The sequence below is a fragment of the Streptomyces sp. NPDC046866 genome, from assembly GCF_040704625.1.
In the GTDB taxonomy this organism is placed as follows: Bacteria; Actinomycetota; Actinomycetes; order Streptomycetales; family Streptomycetaceae; genus Streptomyces.
Genome location: NZ_JBEYXN010000010.1, coordinates 161,301 through 183,390, shown reverse-complemented (window position 1 = coordinate 183,390; position 22,090 = coordinate 161,301). Strand labels below are relative to the sequence as shown.

General features: G+C 75.2%; 19 protein-coding genes and 1 pseudogene. 10 read left to right on the top strand and 10 right to left on the bottom strand.

Annotation, left to right across the window (positions count from 1 at the left end; genetic code table 11):
- Together AB0953_RS17700 and AB0953_RS17695 are read right to left on the bottom strand one after the other, a co-directional pair.
- Window positions 1–1,527, bottom strand: coding sequence for a glutamate synthase subunit beta (locus AB0953_RS17700; protein WP_366860393.1), 1,527 nt, complete (start codon window positions 1,525–1,527; stop codon window positions 1–3).
- A 122-nt stretch (window positions 1,528–1,649) separates the two neighbouring features.
- A complete protein-coding gene (locus tag AB0953_RS17695) occupies window positions 1,650–1,922 on the bottom strand; it encodes a DUF6225 family protein (RefSeq protein ID WP_366860392.1) in 273 nt (90 codons plus the stop codon).
- A 385-nt stretch (window positions 1,923–2,307) separates the two neighbouring features.
- On the opposite strand from AB0953_RS17695, the gene rox reads away from it, so the two are divergent.
- Window positions 2,308–3,771 (top strand): rifampin monooxygenase, encoded by a 1,464-nt coding sequence (rox, locus tag AB0953_RS17690; RefSeq protein ID WP_366860390.1) that lies wholly within the window; start codon window positions 2,308–2,310, stop codon window positions 3,769–3,771.
- A gap of 12 nt (window positions 3,772–3,783) precedes the next feature.
- On the opposite strand, the gene AB0953_RS17685 is transcribed toward rox, so the two are convergent.
- On the bottom strand, window positions 3,784–5,046 hold the full coding sequence (locus AB0953_RS17685; RefSeq protein WP_366860388.1) for a S8 family peptidase: 1,263 nt from the start codon (window positions 5,044–5,046) through the stop codon (window positions 3,784–3,786).
- Between the two features lie 35 nt (window positions 5,047–5,081).
- On the opposite strand from AB0953_RS17685, the gene AB0953_RS17680 reads away from it, so the two are divergent.
- Both AB0953_RS17680 and AB0953_RS17675 read left to right on the top strand, forming a co-directional pair.
- On the top strand, window positions 5,082–5,993 hold the full coding sequence (locus tag AB0953_RS17680) for a trypsin-like peptidase domain-containing protein (RefSeq protein ID WP_366860387.1): 912 nt from the start codon (window positions 5,082–5,084) through the stop codon (window positions 5,991–5,993).
- Window positions 5,994–6,105: 112 nt separating this feature from the next.
- The gene (locus AB0953_RS17675) at window positions 6,106–6,687 is read left to right on the top strand and encodes a hypothetical protein (RefSeq protein WP_366860386.1); all 582 of its coding nucleotides are present in this window, start codon (window positions 6,106–6,108) and stop codon (window positions 6,685–6,687) included.
- 79 nt (window positions 6,688–6,766) lie between these two features.
- On the opposite strand, the gene AB0953_RS17670 is transcribed toward AB0953_RS17675, so the two are convergent.
- From AB0953_RS17670 to AB0953_RS17655, 4 genes and pseudogenes are all read right to left on the bottom strand, one after another.
- Entirely contained in the window at window positions 6,767–8,407 is a 1,641-nt protein-coding gene (locus AB0953_RS17670) for an isovaleryl-CoA dehydrogenase (protein ID WP_366860385.1), read from the bottom strand.
- The gene (locus AB0953_RS17665; RefSeq protein ID WP_366860384.1) at window positions 8,391–9,005 is read right to left on the bottom strand and encodes a TetR family transcriptional regulator; all 615 of its coding nucleotides are present in this window, start codon (window positions 9,003–9,005) and stop codon (window positions 8,391–8,393) included. Before AB0953_RS17665 ends, AB0953_RS17670 begins: the two co-directional genes overlap by 17 nt.
- A gap of 56 nt (window positions 9,006–9,061) precedes the next feature.
- Window positions 9,062–9,269, bottom strand: a pseudogene (locus AB0953_RS17660) (cytochrome P450); the annotation flags it as partial.
- Between the two features lie 328 nt (window positions 9,270–9,597).
- Window positions 9,598–10,977 (bottom strand): MFS transporter, encoded by a 1,380-nt coding sequence (locus AB0953_RS17655; RefSeq protein WP_366860440.1) that lies wholly within the window; start codon window positions 10,975–10,977, stop codon window positions 9,598–9,600.
- Between the two features lie 203 nt (window positions 10,978–11,180).
- Between AB0953_RS17655 and AB0953_RS17650 the strand changes: the two genes are divergently transcribed.
- On the top strand, window positions 11,181–12,038 hold the full coding sequence (locus AB0953_RS17650) for a helix-turn-helix transcriptional regulator (RefSeq protein ID WP_366860383.1): 858 nt from the start codon (window positions 11,181–11,183) through the stop codon (window positions 12,036–12,038).
- Window positions 12,039–12,102: 64 nt separating this feature from the next.
- Here AB0953_RS17650 and AB0953_RS17645 read toward each other — a convergent pair whose 3' ends face one another.
- The gene (locus AB0953_RS17645) at window positions 12,103–14,436 is read right to left on the bottom strand and encodes a helicase (RefSeq protein WP_366860382.1); all 2,334 of its coding nucleotides are present in this window, start codon (window positions 14,434–14,436) and stop codon (window positions 12,103–12,105) included.
- Window positions 14,437–14,646: 210 nt separating this feature from the next.
- On the opposite strand from AB0953_RS17645, the gene AB0953_RS17640 reads away from it, so the two are divergent.
- The 4 genes from AB0953_RS17640 (at window position 14,647) to AB0953_RS17625 (ending at window position 17,491) form a co-directional block, all read left to right on the top strand.
- Window positions 14,647–14,841, top strand: coding sequence for a hypothetical protein (locus AB0953_RS17640; RefSeq protein WP_366860381.1), 195 nt, complete (start codon window positions 14,647–14,649; stop codon window positions 14,839–14,841).
- Window positions 14,838–15,401, top strand: coding sequence for a DUF6328 family protein (locus AB0953_RS17635; protein WP_366860380.1), 564 nt, complete (start codon window positions 14,838–14,840; stop codon window positions 15,399–15,401). The genes AB0953_RS17640 and AB0953_RS17635 overlap by 4 nt, the downstream gene beginning before the upstream one ends.
- Before the next feature lie 81 nt (window positions 15,402–15,482).
- Window positions 15,483–16,181 carry an aspartate/glutamate racemase family protein gene (locus tag AB0953_RS17630; RefSeq protein ID WP_366860379.1) on the top strand — a complete coding sequence of 233 codons (699 nt, stop codon included), beginning with the start codon at window positions 15,483–15,485 and terminating at the stop codon, window positions 16,179–16,181.
- Window positions 16,182–16,264: 83 nt separating this feature from the next.
- The gene (locus AB0953_RS17625) at window positions 16,265–17,491 is read left to right on the top strand and encodes a low temperature requirement protein A (RefSeq protein WP_366860378.1); all 1,227 of its coding nucleotides are present in this window, start codon (window positions 16,265–16,267) and stop codon (window positions 17,489–17,491) included.
- Between the two features lie 67 nt (window positions 17,492–17,558).
- On the opposite strand, the gene AB0953_RS17620 is transcribed toward AB0953_RS17625, so the two are convergent.
- Entirely contained in the window at window positions 17,559–18,077 is a 519-nt protein-coding gene (locus AB0953_RS17620; RefSeq protein ID WP_366860377.1) for a protein phosphatase, read from the bottom strand.
- Between the two features lie 291 nt (window positions 18,078–18,368).
- Between AB0953_RS17620 and AB0953_RS17615 the strand changes: the two genes are divergently transcribed.
- Together AB0953_RS17615 and AB0953_RS17610 are read left to right on the top strand one after the other, a co-directional pair.
- Complete coding sequence (locus AB0953_RS17615; protein WP_366860376.1) at window positions 18,369–19,247, top strand: hypothetical protein; 879 nt, start codon at window positions 18,369–18,371, stop codon at window positions 19,245–19,247.
- A 96-nt stretch (window positions 19,248–19,343) separates the two neighbouring features.
- A complete protein-coding gene (locus tag AB0953_RS17610; protein WP_366860375.1) occupies window positions 19,344–19,883 on the top strand; it encodes a hypothetical protein in 540 nt (179 codons plus the stop codon).
- 67 nt (window positions 19,884–19,950) lie between these two features.
- Here the strand turns inward: AB0953_RS17610 and AB0953_RS17605 are convergent, their stop codons facing one another.
- A complete protein-coding gene (locus tag AB0953_RS17605) occupies window positions 19,951–22,011 on the bottom strand; it encodes a SpoIIE family protein phosphatase (RefSeq protein WP_366860374.1) in 2,061 nt (686 codons plus the stop codon).
- Between the last annotated feature and the right edge of the window lie 79 nt (window positions 22,012–22,090).

Sequence of the window (22,090 nt, the reverse complement as noted above, 5' to 3'; positions counted from 1 at the left end):
TCAGGCCGTCAGCGGGCGGTCGTCGGCACGGACCGGGGCGGGGAGCGCGGTCGTGCCCGTCAGGTAGCGGTCGACGGCGGCGGCCGCGGCCCGGCCCTCCGCGAGGGCCCACACCACGAGGGACTGGCCGCGCCCGGCGTCGCCGGCGACGAACACCCCGCCGGGGGCGGGGGCGGGTCCGGGGCCGGACGGGGCCGGGGGGCCCTGGGCGCAGGGGGCGAGGGCGGCGAAGTCAGGGGTGCGGGCGAAGCCGCCGCGGGCGTCGCGGACGAGTCCGAGCTGCTCCTCGAGGTGCGAGGCCCGGGCCGGGCCGGAGAAGCCGAGGGCGAGGAGGACCAGCCCGGCCTCCAGCACGCGGTCGGTTCCCGGGAGGGGCCGGCGGGCGGCCGGTTCCACGGCGGTCAGGTGCAGGGCCCGGACGCGGCCCGCCGCGTCCCCCTCGAAGTGCACGGTCGCGCTCGAGAAGACCCTCGGGTCGGCGCCGTCGCGGTCCCGCGCCTCCTCGTGCGCGTGGGAGATCCGGTACACCTTGGGGTGCACCGGCCAGGGCTCGGTGTCGCGCCGCTCGGGCCCCGGCTCCGGGTTGATGTCGAGCTGGACCACCGAGAGGGCGCCCTGCCGCAGGGCGGTGCCGACGCAGTCCGAGCCGGTGTCCCCGCCGCCGACGACCACCACGTGCCGTCCGGCCGCCGTGAGCGCCGGGGCTTCGGTGTCGCCCTCCCCGGCCCGGTTCGAGCAGGTCAGGTACTCCATGGCCTGGTGGATGCCGTGCAGTTCCCGGCCCGGTACGGGCAGTTCGCGGGGTTCGGTGGCGCCGACGGCGACGACGACCGCGTCGTGGCGGCTGCGCAGGGCGGCCGCGTCGAGGCGGCCGCCGACGTCGCAGTCCGTGCGGAAGACGGTGCCCTCGGCCTGCATCTGGGCTATGCGGCGGTCCAGGTGCACCTTCTCCATCTTGAACGCGGGGATGCCGTAGCGCAGGAGTCCGCCGATGCGGTCGTCGCGCTCGTAGACGACGACGGTGTGACCGGCCCGGGTCAGCTGCTGGGCGGCGGCGAGCCCCGCCGGGCCGGAGCCGATGACGGCGACGGCCCTGCCGCTGTGCCGGACGGGCGGCAGCGGCGGCGTCCACCCGTGCTCCCAGGCCTGGTCGGCGATGGCCTGCTCGACGTTCTTGATGGTGACCGGGTCGTCGTTGATCGCCAGGACGCAGGCGTCCTCGCAGGGGGCGGGGCAGAGCCGGCCGGTGAACTCGGGGAAGTTGTTGGTCGCGTGCAGCCGGTCCGAGGCCGCCCGCCAGTCGCCGTGGGCGGCGTACGCGTTCCATTCGGGTATGAGGTTGCCGAGCGGGCAGCCGCTGTGGCAGAAGGGGACGCCGCAGTCCATGCACCGGTTGGCCTGGGCGGACACCAGGGGCAGCAGCGCCTGCCCGGCGTACACCTCGCGCCAGTCGCCGAGCCGCTGGTCGGCGGGGCGGGCCGGGACGGGGCTTCGCGGAGTGCGGAGGAAGCCGTGCGGGTCGGTCATGCGCCGCCTCCCTGGCTCACGGGGCGGATCCGGCGTTCAGACCAGGCTACGCCGCGGGATCCGGGACGTCCCGGCGGACGGCGGGCCCCCGGTCTGCGGGGGCCGCTGCGGTGGGTGGACCGTCAGTCCAGGTCGAGGTGGTAGGCGCCGGCCGCGACGTCGGCGAAGAGCGTGAACTGCACGTGGGGCCCGCCCGCGGCCCCGTCCCCCTCGCCCTCCACGTCGAGCTCCACCGGCTCGGCGTCCACGAGCACGTACTCGCCGTAGCTCTCGAAGTCCCCGGGGCCATCGGCGACGCCGATGTGGATCGGGGTCTCCTCGGGCAGCCCGGCCAGCACCTCACGCAGCCGGCCGGCGGTCCATACCTGCGGGTTGTGATCGAACATCTCAGCCATGCGGAGACAGTAGAGGCAGGCGGGACCGGTGGGGCCGCGCCGCGCCGAAACTCTTTTTCCCGGGCATAGGTGCCTTTTCCGGGCGGGTTAGGGGATATCCGGCGGCAGCCGCGCGCGCCGGGCAGCGGGCGGCAGGGCGGCGCTGCGGGCGGCACATAAGGAAAAGGCGACAAAAAGAAAAGGCGAGGAGCGGTCCGCTCCTGGCCCTTTTCAACATATAGCGCACGGGGGGTCTTGCGGCAAGGCCCCCTCGGTGTCGCAGAATCTTCAGCCGCAGCCGGAAACTGCGGGAATCCGTGGTTCACGGTATATCGGCGTGTTTGCGCCGGTTGCGGCCCGCGGGAATCGGACCATCCGGGGGCGTCGCATGGGGAGCGTGGGGGATATGGGAAGCGTGGGGAACGGGGTGGACGTCGTGGACGTGGTCGTGGTCGGCGCGGGACCGACCGGCCTGATGCTGGCCGCGGAGCTGCGGCTGCACGGGGTGGACGTGGTCGTGCTGGAGCGGCTGGCCGAGCGCAGCGGGCAGTCCCGCGGTCGCGGCCTGCACGCGCGCAGCGTGGAGATCATGGACCAGCGCGGCCTGTTGGACCGGTTCCTCGCGGAGGGCGGGAAGTTCGAGGTCGGCGGGTTCTTCGGCGGCATCGTCACACCGTGGCCGGAGCGGCTGGACACGGCGCACCGGTACGGCCTCTCCGTCCCGCAGCCGGCCACCGAGCGGCTGCTCGAGGAGCGCGCCCTCGAACTCGGCGCCCGGATCCGGCGCGGCAGCGAGGTGGTCGGGCTGGGCCAGGACGAGGACGGCGTGGACGTCTTGCTGGCGGACGGCACCCGGCTGCGCTCGCGCTACCTCGTCGGGTGCGACGGCGGCCGCAGCACGGTGCGCGGCCAGCTCGGCGTCGGATTCCCCGGCGAGCCCTCCACGGTCGAGACGCTGCTGGGCGACATGGAGCTGACCGCGGACCCGCAGACGGTCGCCGCCGTCGTCGAGGAGGTCCGCAGGACCCAGCTGCGGTTCGGCGTCATCCCCCTCGGCGACGGGCTGCACCGGATCGTCGTACCCGCCGCGGGAGTGGCCGAGGACCGTGCGGCCGCACCGACCCTGGAGGAGTTCCGGCGGCAGTTGCGGAAGCTGGGCGGCACCGACTTCGGCGTGCACTCGCCGCGCTGGCTCTCCCGGTTCGGGGACGCCACCCGGCAGGCCGAGCGCTACCGGGTCGGCCGGGTGCTGCTGGCCGGCGACGCGGCGCACGTCCACCCGCCGACCGGCGGGCAGGGCCTCAACCTCGGCGTGCAGGACGCCTTCAACCTCGGCTGGAAGCTGGCCGGCGCGGTGGCCGGCTGGGCGCCGGAAGGGCTGCTCGACAGCTATCACGCCGAACGCCACCCGGTGGGCGCCCGCGTGCTGCGGAACACGCGCGCGCAGATGACGCTGCTGGGAACCGAGCCGGGGCCGACCGCGCTGCGGGAGCTGCTGTCGGAGCTGATGGACTTCGAGGAGGTGAACCGGTACGTCACCGGCATGATCACGGCGGTGGACGTCCGCTACGACCTCGGCGAGGGCCACGGGCTGCTCGGCCGGCGGCTGCGGGACGTGCAGCTCGGGCAGGGCCGCCTGTACGGCCTGATGCACGGCGGGCGCGGGCTGCTGCTCGACCAGGCCGGCGGACTCTCGGTGGAGGGCTGGGCGGACCGGGTCGACCACGTCGTCGGCGTCAGCGCGGAACTGCGGGATCTGGGCGTGCCGTCGGTGCTGCTGCGGCCGGACGGCCATGTGGCGTGGGTGGGCGAGGACCAGCAGGAGCTGCTCGGCCGCCTGCGGGAGTGGTTCGGCGCCGCCGCCGGCTGAGCGCCCGGCCCGTCACAGCCCGCCCACGTTCAGCAGGCGGTTCGGGGTCTTCGCCGGGACTCCCGTCAGGACGTCCCGCGAGGCCTGGCCGGTGACCCAGGCGCGGACCTGGGCGGGCGTGGCGGCCGGGTGCGCCGAGAGGTAGAGGGCCGCCGCCCCGGCGACGTGCGGGGCGGCCCACGAGGTGGCGGTCTCGTCGCTGGTGACCGTGCCCCCGCCCACCGCCGCGGAGGTGATCCTCCCGGCCGGTGCGTAGAGGTCCACGCAGGGCCCGTGCCCGGAGCCGAAGGTGTCGGTGTCGCTCCAGTGCCGGTCGCCGTCGGTGGCCGCGGCGACGACGATCGCGCCGTGCGCCCCGGCCGGCGAGTGCCCGCAGGCGTCGTCGGCGAAGTTGCCGGCGGCGACGACGGTGGTGATCCCCGACTCCACCATGTGCTGGACGGCGGCGTCGAGGGCGGCGGAGCGGGTCTTGAGGTTGAGGGACATGTTGACCACGGCGGGGCGGCGGGCGTGGGCGGTCACCCACTCGACGGCCTGGATGACGGAGGCGTCGGCGCCCGCTGCGGTGTCCCGGGCCCCCGCCGAACTGCCGCCCTCCTCACAGGCGATGGCCTGGACGCGGACGAGCCGGGCCTTTGGGGCGACGCCCTGGGTGCGGCCGCCGATGATGCCGGCGACGAAGGTGCCGTGGCCCAGCCCGCCGCCGTCGAGGCAGTCCCCGGCGTCGGGGTCCCCGACGAAGTCGGCGCCGAGGGAGGCGCGGTCGCCGAACTCCGCGTGCTTGACCTCCATGCCGGTGTCCAGGACGTACACGTATACCCCGCTGCCGTCGGCGGCCGCCGTGTACGTGCCGTCGAGGGGCAGGGTGCGCTGGTCGATGCGGTCCAGGTTCCACGGGGCCCCGGTGCGGGACACCGGGCCGGGGGCGGCCGGCCCGGAGGGTGCCGGGCCGCCCGCGGGGCCGCCGCCCGGATGCGGGGCCCCGGACGGGGCGGACGGGCCGGACGGGCCGGACGGGGCGGGGTGCGCGGATCCGGCCGAGGGGTGTCCCGGCGATGCGGGGCCCGGGTCCTCGGTCGGGGAGCATGCCGAGAGGCCCAGGGCCGCCAGCGCCACCGCCGTGGCCAGCACCGGGTTGCTGCGCGCCCGTCCCATGTCCGTCCCCCGTCGCTGCTGCGGCTTCCTGCCGTCGAAGGCACAGACGCGGACGGTGGGGTACCGGTTGCAGGGATCCGGCTGCCGGACCGCCGGCCGCAGCAGGCGGAGTCCGGCCATGTTCGCCCGGTCCGTACGGGTTCCGCCCTGACCGGATGCGCGGCTGTGCTCCCCTGGGCATGGTCGCCGACGACGGCGACCGGCCCGGGCCGTGGCGGCTGCGGGCCGCCCGCTCCTACAAGGGAAGTGACCGCATGTTACGTACGCTCGGCACCACCTTCCGCACCCTCGGCCTCGCCGCGCTCCTGGCCGGCCTGACGTTCGCGGCGGCCCCGGCCGCCACCGCGGCACCGGGCGGCGCTCCGGCACCCGCGGTCCCCGCCGCGGCCGGACCGCTCACGCCCGTCGGCGGCGGCACCGGGATCATCTTCCGGCTGAGCCCCTCTCCCGAGGCGCCGACGAGCTACCACATCTGCACGCTCACCGCCGTCGGCCGCGACCGCGAGGGGCGGCTGGTGGCCCTGACCAACGCCCACTGCTTCATCGACGAACAGGGCAACAAGCTGGTCGGCGCCGCGGTCTACCGGGACGCCTCGCCCGCCGGTACGGCCTTCGCCCCGGCGCCGGTCCCCGCCAGCCGGCCCGACCTGGCGACGGGGCCGATCGGCACCGTCGCGTACGTCGGCACCCCGAACAACCTGCTGGCCAGCGGCCCCAAGGGCCTGGACCACGCGGTGATCGCGCTGGACGAGAGCCGGGTCGCCCCCACCGCCACGGTCGGCTCGACGACCATCACCTCGATCGGCGCCCCGCCCGCCAACGGCACCCGCATGTGCAAGCAGGGCCACCGGACCGGCCTCACCTGCGGGATCAAACTGGGTACCGACGGCATGTGGTTCACCCACCTGATCTGGACCGACGGCGGGGACTCCGGCTCCCCCGTGGTCGACGGGCAGACGCTGGTCGGCAACGCGTGGGGCGCCCAGCACAGCTCGCCGATCCTGAGCATCATCGAGGAGCTGAACGCGTCCGGCGGCATCGGCGCAGGCTTCCACCTCGCCTCCTGAGGCCCCCTCCCCTGGGCCGGCCCGGCGATTGGATCTTCAACCACCACCTGGTGTAGAAACACATCCCGATCGGCCATGATCACGACATTTTTCAGTCATCGGGGGATGTGACATGCCATCAGTTCGACGCATCAGCGCCACTCTTGCTCTCGTCGCCGCGCTGGGCACCATCGCGGCCTGCGGGCCCGAGGAGGCCTCGGCGGGCGGCTCCGGCAGCTCCTCCGGCGCCTCCGCGGGCGCCTCCGCGGGCGCCTCCGCCGGCTCTGCCGCCCAGCCGTCGGCCAAGCCCTCGGCGAAGCCGGGCGGCGGCTCCACGGGCGAGCCCGGCAGCGACTGCGGGCAGCCGCCGAAGCTCCCGGCGGGCCACAAGATGGTGGAGCCCGCGGTGCCGCCGTCGAAGGGCTCGATGTCCGCCAAGGACGCGCAGCCCACCTGCACCCCCAACGACTGGATCTACCACGGCAAGGGCGAGGCCAAGTACTACCTCTTCGCCGAGGAGGTGAAGGCCGAGCTGGCCACCGGATCCGGCTCCACCAAGTCGGTCCCGGTGGGCGAGCTGTGGATGCACGCCGGCGACTGCATGACGAACCAGGCCGCGGTGAAGGCCCCGTACAGCTGTTCCGGCAACATCTACGACATCACGGTCGACGGCGAGGGCAAGATCAAGACCATCAAGGAGGTCTGGCACCCCTGATCCGGGCTCGGCCCGCAGCGTGGCGGCCGCGGCCCGCCGTCGGACAACCGGCGTCAGGCTGCGGCCTGCTGTTGCAGCGTCAGACGGAGACCGTACGGGCCCGCGCGAGGATCGCGTCGGTGTCCACCCCGGTCGGCAGGGTCCCGTACGCGCCGCCGTGCTCACCGCCCAGCCGGGAGGCGCAGAAGGCGTCGGCGACCGCCGCCGGGGCGTGCTGCTGGAGCAGCGCGGCCTGCAGAACGAGCGCCATCGTCTCGGTGAGCTGCCGGGCCCGGTACTCGGCCTCGGCCGGGTCGGCGAGCTGCTTGCGCAGGCCGGCCACGGCGGTGTCCAGGTGCCGGTCGGCGCCCGCCGCCCGGCCCACCTCGGCGAAGAAGGCCTCGACGGTCTCCGGCTGGCGGGCCATGGCCCGCAGCGAGTCGAGGGCGGCCACGTTCCCCGATCCCTCCCAGATGGAGGAGAGCGGGGCCTCCCGGTAGAGGCGGGGCATGCCCGAGTCCTCGATGTAGCCGTTGCCGCCGAAGCATTCGAGGGCCTCGGCCGCGTGCCCGGGGGCGCGCTTGCAGACCCAGTACTTGGTGACGGCGAGCCCGAGCCGGCGCAGCAGCGCCTCGTCGCCGTCGCCGCGGGCGACCCGGTCCGTGGCCCCCGCGAGGCGCAGGGCGACGGCGGTGGCGGCCTCGGACTCGAGCGCCAGGTCGGCCAGGACGTTGCGCATCAGCGGCTGGTCGACCAGGGCCTTGCCGAAGGCGCGCCGGTGGGTGGCGTGGTGGACGGCCCGGATCAGCCCGAGGCGCATGCCGGAGGCGCCGCCGAGGACGCAGTCGAGGCGGGTCATGTTGACCATCTCGATGATGGTGGCGACGCCGCGCCCCTCCTCGCCGACCAGCCAGCCGAAGGCCCCGTCGTACTCGATCTCGGCGGAGGCGTTGGACTTGTTGCCCAGCTTGTCCTTGAGCCGCTGCAGGAGCAGGCTGTTGCGGCTGCCGTCCGGCAGCACCCGGGGCAGCAGGAAGCAGGACAGCCCGCCCGGCGCCTGCGCCAGGGTCAGGAAGACGTCCGACATCGGGGCCGAGGTGAACCACTTGTGCCCGGTCAGCCGGTACGTGCCGTCGCCGGCCGGTACGGCGGTCGTGGTGTTGGCGCGGACGTCCGAGCCGCCTTGCTTCTCGGTCATCGACATGCCGGCGATCAGGCCGTGCTTGGTGTCGGGCCGGCGCAGCCCGAAGTCGTACGTGCGGGAGGCGAGCAGCGGCTCCAGCCGGGCGGCGAGGTCGGGCGCGGCCCGCAGCGCCGGGACGGCGGCGTACGTCATGGAGACGGGGCAGGTGTGTCCGGCCTCGACCTGGCTCCACACGAGGAACTTCGCGGCGCGGGCGACGTGCGCGCCCGGGGTGTCCTGGTCCTGCGCCCAGGGCGCGGCGTGCAGGCCGTGGGTGACGGCGGTGCGCATCAGGTCGTGCCAGTGCGGGTGGAACTCGACCTCGTCGATGCGGTGGCCGTAGCGGTCGTGGGTGCGCAGCACGGGCGGGTTCTCGTTGGCCAGGCGGCCCCATTCCGCCGCCTGTTCGGATCCGGCGAGGACCCCGAGGCGGTGGAGCTCGGGCGCCGCCCAGCCGGCGCCCTCGCGTACGAGGGCCTCCAGCAGGGCCGGGTCCGCGGCCGCGTCGTAGCCGTGGTGCGGCGGCACCTGGTTGGTGACCTCATGCGTCTGCGGCATCGTGTCCTCCAAGGGCACGCAGGGTGAAGGCGGTCAGGCCCGGGATGACGTCGCCGGGGGCGGCGTCGCCGTCGGCGAGCGGTCCGACGAGCGCTTCGGCGATGGCGCCGACGAGGGCGGCGGCCGTCAGCTCGGGTGTCTGCGGGGGCAGTTCGCCGGTGGCCACGCCCTCGGCGATCCGCCGGGCGTACACGTCGCGGAAGGCGCGGCGGAAGACGAGCCGCTCGGTGTCCACGGCCGGGTCCGCGGGCTCCGCCAGGAGGGCGAAGGCCCGCCGGGGCGCCTGCAGGGCCCGGGAGGCGAAGGTCTCCACGGCCGCGGCGACGCGCCGGGCGGCGGTGCCGGGGCGGTCGGCCGCGGCGGCGACCGCCTCCAGTTCGCGGGCCACGAGGGTGCGGAAGAGGGCGGCGGCCAGTTCGGACTTGCCGGAGAAGGACTGGTAGACGCTGCCGGTGGAGATCCCGGCCTCGGCGGCGATGGCGGCGACGGAGCAGCCGGCGTACCCCTCCCGGGAGAGCAGGCGGACGGCGGCTTCCAGCACCCGGTCGCGGCGGGCGTCGAGGCGGGCCTGCACGGCAGGGGGGCGGCGGTAGGGCATGGAAGGATTGAAGCACTGATTCATTGCTTCATGCCAGGGTGGGGCGGGGGCGGGGCTCAGCGGCGGGCCGCGAGGGTGGCGCGGGCGGGCCCGTCGGGCCGGACGGTGAGCCGCGGTCCGGTCCGGCACGGAGTCGAAGTCGGGGGTGTGCGCGGGCAGGAGCCGTTCGAGCAGGAGCGTGGACTCGCGCAGCGCGAACTGCAGGCCGAGGCAAGCCCGCGGGCCCATCCCGAAGGGCAGGTAGGCGCCCTGCTCCGCCGGCCGGCCCTGCGGGGCGGTGAAGCGCCGCGGTTCCCGCGACGGGCCCCGGCGGAGCCATCGGCCTCACGGACTGTACGGGACCGGGGCCGCTCCGTGACACCCCGCCCCGGCGGCGGTGGCCGCTTCCTGCCGCCGCGGCTCCGAAAGGGGGGCCGCACAGGCAGGATCCCGGCTCCGCCGGGCACGCCGGGCTCCGCCCGGACCCGCGCCTCAAGCGCCGGCGAGGCTGATTCGCCGCCCCCGCCGCCTCAGGTGTCGGCAGGACCGTAGGGTGCCGGGCCCTCGTTTCGGGCGGCGGCGGGGCCGGAGGTTCGGCGGTGGCTCGGCGGTGTCAGTGGAGGGTGCGGGGGAGCCGGAGGCTCAGGGCGGTGGTCAGGGCGATCAGCCCCAGCTGGACCAGCACCGTGATCACCGCGGCATCGCGCAGGTCCTCCGAGGCCGCCACGGCGAGGAAGAGGCTGCCCAGGGTGGCGACACCGAGGGCGAGCGCGGACTGCTGGGTGGTGGTGACGACCCCGCTGCCCACCCCGGCCCGGTCCGCCGGCACATCGGAGAGCATCAGCCGCATCAGCACCGGCAGTTGGAGCCCCTGTCCGAGCCCCGCGACCGCCACGCCGGGGGCGAGTTCGGCGAGGCCGAGGTCGGGCCACCCGTACCGCAGCGTGAGCAGCAGCGCGCCGATGCCGACGGCCTGGAGGACACCGCCCGCGGTCACCACCCGGCTGCCGAACCGGCCGGTCAGCCGCGGTCCGGCGAGCGAGGCCGCGAAGAAGGCCACGGCCATCGGCGCCAGGGCCAGCCCGGCCGCGACCGGGCCCATGCGCAGGCCCTGCTGGAGGACGACGGCGACGACGAACATGAACCCGCTGAAGCCGAGCGAGAACGGCACCAGCATCACCAGCCCCCGCCGCAGCGAGGGCAGCCGCAGCAGGCTCGGCGGGACGAGCGGGCTCCGCCCGAGGCGGTCGGCGCGCCGCTCGACCACGAAGAACCCGGCGGCGGCGAAGGGGAAGGCGCCGAGCAGCAGCCAGGTCCACAGCGGCCAGCCCGTGGCCCGCCCCTCGGTCAGGGGCAGCAGCAGCGAGACGAGCGAGAGGGCGAGGAGGAGCGTGCCGGGGACGTCCACGCCGGCGGGCCGGTCCGAGCGGGTCTCCGGCACGCCGCGGACGGCGAGGAGCAGGCCGGCGACGGCCACCGGCACGTTGACGAGGAACACCGAGCGCCAGCCGAGGCCGGCCACGTCGGCGGCCACCAGGACGCCGCCCAGCACCTGTCCGGCGACCATGGACAGCCCGGCGGTGGCCCCGTACAGGCTCATCGCCCGGGCCCGGCGGGCCCCTTGGGTGGTGGCCTGGATGGTGGCGAGCACCTGCGGCAGCATGAGCGCGGCCGCGGCGCCCTGGGCCACCCGGGCGGCCACGAGGGTCCAGGCGGTGGGGGCGAGGCCGCAGGCCAGCGAGGTGAGGCCGAAGGCGGCCATGCCGGTCAGGAAGAGCCGGCGGCGGCCGGCGGTGTCGCCGAGGCGGCCGCCGAGGACGAGCAGCACCGCGTACGTGACCCCGTAGCCTGCGACGATCAGCTCCAGCACGGCGGTGCCGGCGGCGAGGTCCCGGTCGATGGCGGGCAGCGCGACGTTGACGATGAAGAAGTCGATCAGCGGCAGGGCCGCGCCGAGCAGCACGGTGAAGAGCCCGAGCGGGCCGATCGGCACGGTGGCGGCAGAGGCAGGGGCAGAGGGGGCGGGGGCGGCTGGCGCCGCGGCGCCGGGGCGGTCGGTGGCGGGGTGGGTCCTGCGGATGGTTGTCTCACTCACACAGGAAACGATCACCGCCCGCTCAGCCTGGTACCAGAGTCTCCTTATCCTGGTACCAGGAGTACCTGGCAACCGGATGAGCCCTGCGGCAGGCTGGTTCCATGACCACTGTGGCGCCCGATAGCGACGTACGCCGGCACGAGCTGGCCGACTTCCTGCGCAGCCGCCGCGAGCGGATCACCCCCGAGCAGGTCGGACTGCCGCGCGGCCGGCGCCGTCGCACCCCGGGGCTGCGCCGCGAGGAGGTCGCGCAGCTCTCCGCGGTCGGCGTGACCTGGTACACCTGGCTGGAGCAGGCCCGCGAGATCCAGGTCTCCGCGCAGGTGCTGGACGCCCTGGCGCGCGCCCTGCGGATGGACTCCAGCGAACGGGCGCACCTGTTCGCGCTGGCCGGCGGCACCGACCCGGCGGTCCCCGCGGTCTGCTCGACCGTGACCCCGGCGGTGCAGGCGATGCTGGACCAGCTGGCGCCGTTCCCGGCCTGCGTGCAGAACAGCCGGTACGACATCCTCGCCTACAACGCGACGTACGGGCGGCTGTTGTGCGACCTGGACGCCCTGGCGCCGGAGGACCGCAACTGCCTGTGGCTGTCCTTCACCAACGCGGACTGGCGGGCGGCCGTGGCCGACCACCAGGAGCTGGTCCGCACGATGGCGGCGAAGTTCCGGGCCTCGATGGCCGAGCACCTGGCCGACCCCGCCTGGAAGCACCTGCTGGCCCGGCTGGAGGCGGAGTCGGCCGAGTTCCGGGAGCTCTGGGCGCGGCACGAGGTGGTCGGCCAGGGCGGGCGGGCGAAGTACATCCGCAACGCGCACGTCGGGCTGCTGCACCTGGAGCACACCAACATGTGGCTGGGCCCGGCGGCGGGACCGCGCCTGGTGACGTACGTACCGCTGGACGAGGAGACCCGCCGGCGCCTGGAGCTGCTCCGGGCGTCGGCGGCGCCGGCCCCCGCCTGAGGGGGCCCCGCCTGAGGGCCGCCTGCCCGACGGCCGCCTGCCGGGCCTGCCCGGTCCGCCGGGCTTACCGGAGCTCGGTCCGCCCGCCCCCGTCCGCCAGGCCCTCGGGCAGCCGGCCGGTGTGCACCACCCCGAGGGACTGGGTGGCCCGGGTCAGGGCGACGTACAGGTCGCTCGGCAGGAGGTCCGCCGGTTCGACGACGACCACGGAGTCGAACTCCAGGCCCTTGGCCTGGCGCGGGTCCAGCAGGACCACCGCACGGGTCAGGTCGGGCTCCGCGCCCGCCCGCACGTCCGGCAGTACGGCGGCCAGCGCCCCGTGCAGGGCCCGCGGGGCGATCACCGCGAGCCGGCCCTCGGCGGGCACGCCGCCGCCGACGGCCTCGGCGACCGCGGCGGCGACGTCCTGCGCGGCCCGCACCCAGGGCCGCCGCCCGGTCGCGCGCACGGAGCTCGGCGGCTCGAACCCGGGGTGGCGGGCCCGCAGCACGGCGGCCGCGACGTCCATGATCTCGGCGGGCGTGCGGTAGTTGACGCCGAGCCGGACGAGCTCCCACCGGTCGCCGACGTACGGGTCCAGGATCTCCTTCCAGGAGCCGCAGCCCGCCTCGTCCCCCGTCTGGGCGGGGTCGCCCACCAGGGTCATGGAGCGGGTCGGGCAGCGCCGCATGAGCAGCCGCCAGGCCATGGCGGACAGCTCCTGCGCCTCGTCGACGATGACGTGCCCGAAGGCCCAGGTGCGGTCGGCGGCGGCCCGCTCCGCGGTGCTGCGGTGGTCGGCCTCCTCGTGGCGCTCCGCCATCCGCTCGGCGTCGATGATGTCGTGCGCGGCGAGGAACTCGTTCTCCATGTCCTCGAACTCGTACGACTCCGAGCCGGCCGACAGGTCCAGCACGCCCTGCGCGTAGGCGATGCGCTCCTGGCGGGCGCGCTCCTCGGCGATGCGCTGCCTGCTGTCGTCGACGCCGAGCAGTTCGGCGGCCTCGTCGAGCAGCGGGATGTCCGCGGGCGTCCAGTCGCCGCCGGTGCGGCGGATCAACTCGGCGTCCGCCTCCGGGAGGTGGGTGGGATCGGCGAGGAAGTCGGCGACCAGGCCCTGCGGGGTGAGCGGCGGCCACAGGAAGTCGATCGCGGAGTGCACCTCGGCGCTGGTCGCGATCTCCTTTCCGAGCTGGGCGATGTCGTCCGGGCCGAGCAGGTTGGGGCCGCCGTACGGGTCTGCGCCGAGCCGGTCGGCGAGCTGTTCGGTGAGGGCGTCGATGACGGCGAACGCGAAGGTGGGGCGGGCCAGGTTGTGGGGCAGTCCGGTGGCGCGCGCCCGGTCCCGGGCCGCGTGCGCCATGGTGCGGTCCAGCAGCAGGGTCCCGTACTCGTCGTGGTCAATCTCCAGGGCCGGTTCGGGGACCACGGAGCTGTCCTCTCCGCTGCCGGCGGGCACGTCCTCCGGCAGGGTCTGCCGGTCGCCTACGACCCGGGCGAGGACCTCGGCCATCTCGGCGCGGCCCTTCACGGCGGCGGCGCCGGGCCGGTCGGTGCCGGTGGCGCGGATGCCCGGGTACAGCTCCCCCATGGTGGCGAGCAGCACGCCGGTCTCGCCGAGCGAGGGGAGCACCTCGCCGATGTAGCCGAGGAACGCCGGGTTCGGACCCACGATCAGCACGCCGCGCTTGGCGAGGAGTTCCCGGTGGGCGTAGAGGAGGTAGGCGGCCCGGTGCAGGGCGACGGCCGTCTTGCCGGTGCCGGGGCCGCCCTCCACCACGAGGACGCCGCGGTGCGGGGACCGGATGATGCGGTCCTGCTCGGCCTGGATGGTCTGGACGATGTCGTGCATCCGGCCGGTGCGGGCGGCGTCGAGTGCGGCGAGCAGCACGGCGTCGGCGTCGGGGCCCTCGAGCCCGGTCCGCTCGGGGTCGGTGAGGTCGAGGATCTCGTCGTGCAGGGCCGTGACCTCGCGGCCCTCGGTGGTGATGTGGCGGCGCCGGCGCAGGCCCATGGGGTGGTGGCCGGTGGCGAGGTAGAACGGGCGGGCCACGTCGGCCCGCCAGTCGAGGACGAGGGGGGTCCGCTCGGCGTCGTCGCGCCGGATGCCGATCCTGCCGATGTGGTGGTCGCGGCCGTCGGCGAACTCGAGGCGGCCGAAACACAGGCCGTTCTCGCCGGTGTTCAGTGCGGACAGCAGGCCCGACTGCTCGGCGACGAGTACGTCGCGCTCCAGGCGGGCCTGGAACCCGGTGCCGGCCGCGGCCAAGGCGTCGCGCATGGTGCGTTCGGCCTGGTCGCGCAGGTCGTCGAGGCGCGCGTAGAGCCCGTCGATGAATTGCTGCTCATGACGGAATTCCTCGGTTGACAATTTCACTCCCGACCCGGTACAGTGTCCCCGTAAGGCTTTCCTGCGCATGCCATTTCACAGCGTGCGAAACATCAAATATACGCGGTGGATCACCCCGGACGTCAATTCGCTCCGGGGCTTTTTTGTATCCCTGCACACCTCCCTGCATACGTCAGCCCGCTCGGGATAGACGTCACCCGTACGGTCCACTTGTCAGGCCTTTCGCACCCGGCCCTGCTGTGGTGGAGGGACGAGCCGTCGACCATACGGGGAACTCACATGTACGAAATGCACCTCGGCGAGGCGGTCACCGGGCAGGGCCCGGTCTGGCACGTCGTGACCCACGACCGCTCGACCACACTGTGCGGCCGCCCCCTGCTGCCAGCCGACAACGTCGAGACCGACCACCACTGCATGCCCTGCATGACGGCCTTCCGCGACGTGATGGGCCGCCGGGCCACGGGGAAGCAATGACCCCCGACCCCCGCACCGGCCCCCACGCGGACCCGGAGTCGGACCCGGAGTCGGACCCGAGCCGCGCGAACGGCAGGCACGAGTCGGCCAACGAGCGGGCCGACCGCCAGTGGCAGGAGCTGGTCCAGGAGATCCGCGTGGCCCAGACGGGCGTCCAGATCCTCTTCGGCTTCCTCCTGACCGTCGCCTTCACGGCGCAGTTCCAGAACCTCGCGCGGGCGGACCGGGCGATCTACATCGTCACCGTCGTCCTGGGCTCCCTGGCCACCGGAGCCCTGATCGGCCCCGTCGCCCTCCACCGCATCGTCGCCGGCCGCCGGATCAAGCCGCAGGCGGTGCGGTGGGCCTCGCGGCTCACCTTCGCGGGCCTGGTGCTGCTGCTGGCGACCCTGGTCGCGGCCCTGTTCCTCATCCTGCGCGTGGCCGCGGACCACTCCCTCGTCCCGTGGCTGGTGATCGGCGTGCTGGCCTGGTACCTGCTGTGCTGGTTCGCGCTGCCGCTGTGGGTCCGCAGCCGCCACACGCAGGCCGGGCCCGGAGGCGCGAGAAAAGCAAAGTGATCCTTATGGATCAGACCCTTGTTACCCTTCACTCCTTATCGATGACGCGTCGCTGACGCGACGGAGGGGGGGCGGGTCGCCGTGAAGACGATCGGACTGTTGGGCGGAATGAGCTGGGAGTCGACCGCGGCGTACTACCGCCTGCTGAACGAGTTCACCCGCGACCGGCTCGGCGGACTGCACTCCGCCCGCTGCGTCGTGTACTCGGTGGACTTCGCGGAGGTCGAACGCCTCCAGGCCGCAGGCCGCTGGGCCGAGGCCGGCGAGCTGCTGGCGGCGGCCGCCGGGGCCCTGGAGGCGGCCGGCGCCGACCTCGTGCTCATCTGCACCAACACGATGCACAAGGTCGCCGACCGCGTCCAGGCGGGCATCGGCGTGCCGCTGCTCCACCTCGCCGACGCCACCGCGGACGCCGTGAAGGCGGCGGGCGTCCGCCGGGTGGGCCTGCTGGGCACCGCGTTCACCATGGAGCAGGACTTCTACCGCGGACGGCTGGCGGCGGCCGGACTCGACGTCCGCGTGCCCGGCGCCGAGGGGCGGGCCCTGGTGCACCGGGTGATCTACGAGGAGCTGTGCCGGGGCATCGTGCGCGAGGAGTCGCGGGCCGCCTACCGCGCCGTCATCGAGGAGCTCGCGGCCTCCGGCGCCGAGGGGATCGTCCTCGGCTGCACCGAGATCGAGCTGCTCGTCGGCGCGGCCGACAGCCCCGTCCCCGTCTTCCCGACCGCCCGCATCCACGCCGAGGCCGCGGTGGCGGCGGCCCTGACCCCCACCGCGTAGCAGGTTGCGGCACGCGGGGCCCGGCCCGCCCGTGGTGTCATACGAGGGACACGCGGCAGGAGGCGGGAGGCACGGGCGCAGACATGGGGACACCACCGTGGGGCGCGGGCGGCCCGGGCGGGCACGCCGGGGCGGCGGCCGCCGGTGAGCCGGCGCGCGAGGGCCGGCACGCCGACTGGCTCGAGCTCTTCTTCGACCTGGTCTTCGTGGCGATCGCCGCCCAGGTCTCCCACCAGTTGCACGGCGATCCGGGGCTGCGCGACTTCGCCGTCTTCCTGGGGCTGTACTTCCCGCCCTGGTGGCTGTGGGTCAACCTCACGGTGTCGGCGAACCTCTTCGTCGACGACACGCCGCGCCGCCGGCTCCTGATGCTGTCCGCCATGCTCTGCATCGCCGTCATGGCCGCCGCCGTCCCGCAGGCCGACGCGGGCCGCGGGTCCGTGTACGCCCTCGGCTACGCCGGGACCCGGCTGGTCCTGCTCGGGCTGTGGTGGCCCGCCACCCGCTACCCCGCACCGCGGCGCGTCCCGCGCTGGCGCCCGCTGTCGTACTGCCTCGGCTCCGGCCTGCTGTGGGCCGCCTCCGCCGCCGTGCCGGCGCCCTGGCAGTACGCCGTCTGGGGCGTGCTCATCGCCGCCGAGATGGCGCTGCTGCTCACCGCGCGGGGCGCCGGCATCCCCGGCCGCGTGGACACCGGGCACCTCGTCGAACGCGTCGGGCTGGTCGTCATCATCGTGCTGGGCGAGTCCGTCATCGCCCTGGTCACCTCCGCCGACCACGCCTGGACCCTGCGGGCCGGGCTGGTCGGCGGCCTCGGGTTCGTGCTGCTCGCCGCGCTGTGGTGGTCGTACTTCGACTTCGGCTCGACCTCGGCCGACATCGTCCTCGCCGCCGCCGACGACCGCCGGGCGTACCTGCTGGCCCGGGACATGGGCGGCTTCCTGCACTTCTTCGTCACCGCGGGCGTGCTGTCGATGGCCGCGGGCCTGGCCACCGCCGTCGAGGACGCCGGGCACCCGCACCTGCCGGCCGGCGCCGTGGCGGCCCTGGCCGGGGGCCTGGCCCTCTACCACGCGGCCCACGTCTGCATCGCCCTGCGCTACGGGCGCCCCCTGGGCTCGGTCGCGGTGTGGGCCGTGCCCGGCATCGCCGTCCCCCTGCTGGTCCTGTGGGGCTCGGGCCGGCTCGCCCCCTGGCTGGTGGTGCTCCTGCTCGCCGCCGAGGCCATCGCCCACCTCCTGTACGCCCGGGCCGTCCTGCGCCGCCGCCTGGCCGCCAAGGCCGCCGCCGCACGGAACGGGACTCCGTAGGCGTCCCGTCCTGCGCCGCCGCCTGGCCGCCAAGGCCGCCGCCGCACGGAACGGGACTCCGTAGGCGTCAGCCGGGCGGTGGGTCCAGCCCGGCCAGCAGGCCGGCGACGTCGAGGCCCGTGGTGAGGTACTCCTCGAACAACCGGTTGTTCAGCGCCCACGGCGACCTCCGCCGCCGAACGAGGCCCACGGCCCCCGCGGCCCCGTGCCCGAGCCCGATCAGCGCCTGCGCCACGACCAGCCCGGACCGGTTGTACCCCGCATGGCAGCGGACCAGGGCGGCCCGGCCGCCGCGCACGGCCTTCCCCGCCTCATCGGCCGCCTGCTGGACCGACCGGAGCTGCGCAGCGGTGAGCGGACCGTCCGGAATCTCGGCGAGCCGGTGCTCGACGTCCGGCGCCGGCCCGTGTCCCGGGCGGGTGAACAGGCTGATGACCAGGTCGAAGTCACTGCCCACGACGGCCTGGCGGGTCTCCCCCAGGCCGTCCACCCAGAAGTGGCCGCCCATCCACAGCCCCGGAACGATCTCGTCCCAGGGAGCCGTCGGCGGCTCGGGCGCGCCGGACTCCTTGCGGCGTGTCCTCACCCTCAACCCCCCTCCCGACGGGCGGTGCGTCCGCAGTCGGTCCTGCCCCGCCCTGCTGACCCGCCCTGCCGCCCTGCCGTCCTGCCGTCCTGCCCCGCCCTCCATGGTCGCGCGCACGGTCCCCTGCGGGTGGCCGCTTCGGCGGAAGTGCCCGCGGGACCGGTCCCCCGCCGCCGGTCGGACCGTAGGGCCGGCGGCGGGGCCAACGGCGGGCGGGCGGCGCCCTACCCTGGGCCGGGGCGCCCGGAGGGGGGCCGGCCCCGCGCTGCCGGTCGGACAGGAGACGTGGAGATGAGCGACACCGCCCGGGTGGCCCTGGCCACCTCGGCCGAGGGCCTGGCCTGGGACACGGACCTGCCGCGGCTGCTGGAGGCGCTGCGGGCGCGCGGCCTCGACGCGGTGGCGGCGCCCTGGGACGAGCAGGGCTTCGACTGGTCGGCGTGCGATGCGGTGGTCGTCCGTTCGACCTGGGGGTACGCCCGGCAGCGGGCGGCGTTCCTGGCCTGGGCGGACGCGGTGGGCGCCGTGGCGCGGCTCGACAATCCGGCCCCGGTCCTGCGCTGGAACACCGAGAAGACCTACCTGCGGGACCTCGCCGGGCGCGGCGTGCCCGTCGTCGCGACCCGCTTCATCGCCCCCGGCGAGGAGGCGGTCCTGCCGCAGCGGGGCCAGTTCGTCGTCAAGCCCGCCGTCTCGGCCGGCGCGTACGACACCGCCCGCTACACCCAGGAGCACCACGGGCCGGCCGCCCGGCACATCGCCGCACTGCACGGCTCCGGGGCCACGGCGATGGTGCAGCCGTACCTGCAGCGGATCGAGGAGGGCGAGCGGGCGCTGGTCTTCCTCGGCGGCGTCTTCAGCCACGGCGTCCGCAAGGGGCCGGTGCTCACCGAGGCCGGGGTCATCGACAACGACCGCGTTCCGCACCCGGACCTGGCACCGCACCGGCCGACGGCCGCCGAACTGGCGCTGGCCCGGGCCGCGCTGGCCGCCGTACCGGGGGCGGCCCCGCTGCTGTACGCGCGGGTGGACATGGCGACCGGCGACGACGGGGAGCCGGTCGTGATGGAGCTCGAACTCGTCGAGCCGAACCTGTTCGCGGGGCACGGCGGGGACGCGCCGCTGCGCTTCGCGGAGCTGGTGCACGAGCGCGCGGCAGCGGCCCGCTGAGGGGCGGCTGGACGCCATCGGTCGTTCCGGGGCAACTCCCTTGGAGGAAAAGGCGATTCGGCGGTCGACGGCCTGCCCGGCTGCCACCATGCGGGGATGAACTCACGACGCGTCGCGGCCGCGGTGGCCGCCGTCTCGCTCCTCACCCTCGCCGGCTGCGGCAGCGACCCGGCCGCCTCCGGCTCCCGGGCCGAGAGCGGGGCGGCCGCCGCCGCGGCCGCACCCGTGGCACCCGTGGCCCCCGCCGCCTCGGTGGAACCGTCCGCCGCGCCCTCGACGGAGCCTCCCGCGGCCGCGTTCGCATCGGCGCCGGCCCCGGCGGCCACCGCCGACTCCCCCGGCGGGGCGCCGCCCTCCGCCGCCGGGTCGCCCCCGAGCCCCGCGCCCGAGCAGCGCGCCACGTACCTGGCCTCGCTCGACAAGATCGACCCCCAGATCATCGGCGGCGACGAGGAACAGGCCGTCGGCCGGGGCCTGGAGCAGTGCCGGTTCATGGCGGGCGAGCACGACGCGGGCAAGCGGCTGGAGTCGACCGCCGCGCGCTTCACGGGAGCCACCCACCCCAACGGCTTCGGTCCGATGAAGAACGTGCTCATCCTGGCGGCCGTGAAGGCCAACCTCTGCCCCGCCTCCTGAACGGCCGCGCTGTCTGGGGTTGCTGTCGGAGGACGAGTGGGAACCGTCGGACGCGTTGGACGGGGGCTCAGGCGCGGCGGACGCGGGCGAGGACGAGGACGGTGTCGTCGCCGGCCGTCTCGGGCAGCAGCTCGGCGAGGATGCGCTCGGCCGCATCCTCCAGCGAGCCGACCGGCCCGGCCAGGCGGCTGCACAGTGCGTCGATGCCGGCGTCGATGTCCTGGCCCCGCGCCTCCACGAGGCCGTCGGTGTAGAGGGCCACGGTGGCGCCCTCGGGGAGGTCGGCCTCGATCGTCCGGTACGCCACCCCGCCCACCCCCAGGGGCACCCCGAGCCCTCCGGCGAGCGTCCGCACCGTGCCGTCGCGGTGCCGGACCAGGGCCGGCGGGTGGCCCGCGTTCGCGACGAGGGCGCGGCCGGTGCGGGGGTCGTAGAGCAGGATCAGACAGGTCGCCCAGTCGATCCCGGCCTCCTCGGCGCAGTCGTCGAGCTCGGCGAGCAGCGCCGCGGGGTCGCGGACGTGCCGGGCCAGCGCCTTGGCGGTGATCCGCAGCCGCCCCATGGCCGCGGCCGCGGGTACCCCGTGGCCCATGACGTCGCCGACCACGAGGGCCACGCGGCCGTCCGGCAGGGCGATCGCGTCGTACCAGTCGCCGCCGACCTGGGTGACGCGGCTGCCGGGCAGGTAGCGGTGGGCGATGTCGACGTACGGGCCGGCGGCCGGGGCGCTGGGGAGCAGGGCGCGCTGGAGGGTGAGCGCGATGTCCTGGACCCGGCCGTAGAGGCGGGCGTTGTCCAGGCACAGGGCGGCGCGGGAGGCGAGTTCGCCCGCGAGGCGGAGGTCCTCCTCGGCGAAGGCGGGGCGGGCCGCCGAGCGGCCGAACATGGCGATGCCCTGGACGGTGCCGCGCGCGATGAGCGGGGCGATGAGGATGCAGGCCAGTCCGCTCTCCAGGAGCAGCCGAGCGCGCTGCCGGTGGGTGACGGTCCGGGTCACGAACTCCTCGTTGACGGCTGCGGACAGGGGCCGGCCGCTGCTGAGCATCTGGTGGATGCTGGAGCCGGGCGGGTACGTCACCTTCTCCAGGCCGCTCACGAGCTCGACGGCGGGCTCGGCGAGGGTGGTGCCGGAGGCGATCCGGCGGGTCGACAGCGGCAGCAGCGGGTCGAAGTCCGCGCTCTCGTCCATCCACTCGACGAGTTCGACGACGCAGGCGTCGCAGAACTCGGGCACGACCGCGGCGACCAGCTCGCGAGCGGTGACCTCCAGGTCGAGGGTGGTACCGATGCGGGCCGCGGCCCGGTCCAGCAGGGCGAGGCGCTGGCGGGCGGCGCTCGCCTCGAGGATGGCCTGCTCGCGGTCGGTGACGTCGACGAGCAGGCCGCCCAGGCCGCGCCGGGTGTCGCCCGCGCCGGTGAGCGGGAAGAAGCTCACCGAGCGGACCTGGTCGGTGTCCGGTCGGCCCGGGGTGCGCAGGCCGACGAGGGCGGCGACGACGGGCCGGTCCTCGCGGGCGACGGAGCGCAGCATCCGCTGGAACTCGCCGCCGTCCGAGGTGAGCATGACCTCGGTGACGGGGCGCCCGAGGTGGTCGGCGACGGGGACCCCGTCCATGTCGGCGAGGGCCTGGTTGAGGTGCACGTAGCGCAGGTCCTCGTCGAGCATCACCAGGCCGATCGGGCAGGTCTCGAAGAGGGCGTCGAGGAAGACGAGGTTGGTCTTCACCCGGTCCAGCTCGTCCCCGCGGCTGGCCAGGCCCAGGACGACGGAGCGGCCCGCGGGGTCGACCAGCGGGAAGACGCGGAAGCCGCAGTCGAAGACCCCGCCGTCGCGGTGCAGGGCGGGCATGCGCGCGCGCCAGTACCCGAGGGTGCGGGCGCGCTCGGCGAGGCGGTCGGCGCCGCCGGGGGCGCCGGGCGGCGGCTCGGGGAAGAGCAGGCCCGCGGGACGGCCCAGCACGGCCTCGGCCGGGTGTCCGAAGAGGCTGTGCGCGCCGGGGCCCCAGTAGCGGAGGCGGTCCTCGTCGTCGATGCCGAAGACGGCCACCACCACGTGTTCGAGCAGGGCGCCCGGTTCGGACCGGATCGGGCCGGGGTCCTGCTCGTCCCCCGGCCGGTCCGGTGGCATCGCCGGCCCCCCTTCTGCGCGCCTGGAGCGGGTGGCTGTCGTGGCTGTCCGGTACCCGCGCGGCAGGCGCGGCGCGGGT

Excerpts from the sequence above, each read along its gene's own strand:
- AB0953_RS17605 (WP_366860374.1), bottom strand. The coding sequence starts at position 22,011 with ATGCCACCGGACCGGCCGGGGGACGAGCAGGACCCCGGCCCGATCCGG.
- AB0953_RS17640 (WP_366860381.1), top strand. The coding sequence starts at position 14,647 with ATGTACGAAATGCACCTCGGCGAGGCGGTCACCGGGCAGGGCCCGGTC.
- AB0953_RS17650 (WP_366860383.1), top strand. The coding sequence starts at position 11,181 with ATGACCACTGTGGCGCCCGATAGCGACGTACGCCGGCACGAGCTGGCC.
- AB0953_RS17695 (WP_366860392.1), bottom strand. The coding sequence starts at position 1,922 with ATGGCTGAGATGTTCGATCACAACCCGCAGGTATGGACCGCCGGCCGG.
- AB0953_RS17615 (WP_366860376.1), top strand. The coding sequence starts at position 18,369 with ATGAGCGACACCGCCCGGGTGGCCCTGGCCACCTCGGCCGAGGGCCTG.
- AB0953_RS17685 (WP_366860388.1), bottom strand. The coding sequence starts at position 5,046 with ATGGCCGGACTCCGCCTGCTGCGGCCGGCGGTCCGGCAGCCGGATCCC.
- AB0953_RS17645 (WP_366860382.1), bottom strand. The coding sequence starts at position 14,436 with ATGCGCAGGAAAGCCTTACGGGGACACTGTACCGGGTCGGGAGTGAAA.
- AB0953_RS17665 (WP_366860384.1), bottom strand. The coding sequence starts at position 9,005 with ATGCCCTACCGCCGCCCCCCTGCCGTGCAGGCCCGCCTCGACGCCCGC.
- rox (WP_366860390.1), top strand. The coding sequence starts at position 2,308 with ATGGGAAGCGTGGGGAACGGGGTGGACGTCGTGGACGTGGTCGTGGTC.
- AB0953_RS17635 (WP_366860380.1), top strand. The coding sequence starts at position 14,838 with ATGACCCCCGACCCCCGCACCGGCCCCCACGCGGACCCGGAGTCGGAC.
- AB0953_RS17700 (WP_366860393.1), bottom strand. The coding sequence starts at position 1,527 with ATGACCGACCCGCACGGCTTCCTCCGCACTCCGCGAAGCCCCGTCCCG.
- AB0953_RS17625 (WP_366860378.1), top strand. The coding sequence starts at position 16,265 with ATGGGGACACCACCGTGGGGCGCGGGCGGCCCGGGCGGGCACGCCGGG.
- AB0953_RS17670 (WP_366860385.1), bottom strand. The coding sequence starts at position 8,407 with ATGCCGCAGACGCATGAGGTCACCAACCAGGTGCCGCCGCACCACGGC.
- AB0953_RS17610 (WP_366860375.1), top strand. The coding sequence starts at position 19,344 with ATGAACTCACGACGCGTCGCGGCCGCGGTGGCCGCCGTCTCGCTCCTC.
- AB0953_RS17680 (WP_366860387.1), top strand. The coding sequence starts at position 5,082 with ATGCGCGGCTGTGCTCCCCTGGGCATGGTCGCCGACGACGGCGACCGG.
- AB0953_RS17675 (WP_366860386.1), top strand. The coding sequence starts at position 6,106 with ATGCCATCAGTTCGACGCATCAGCGCCACTCTTGCTCTCGTCGCCGCG.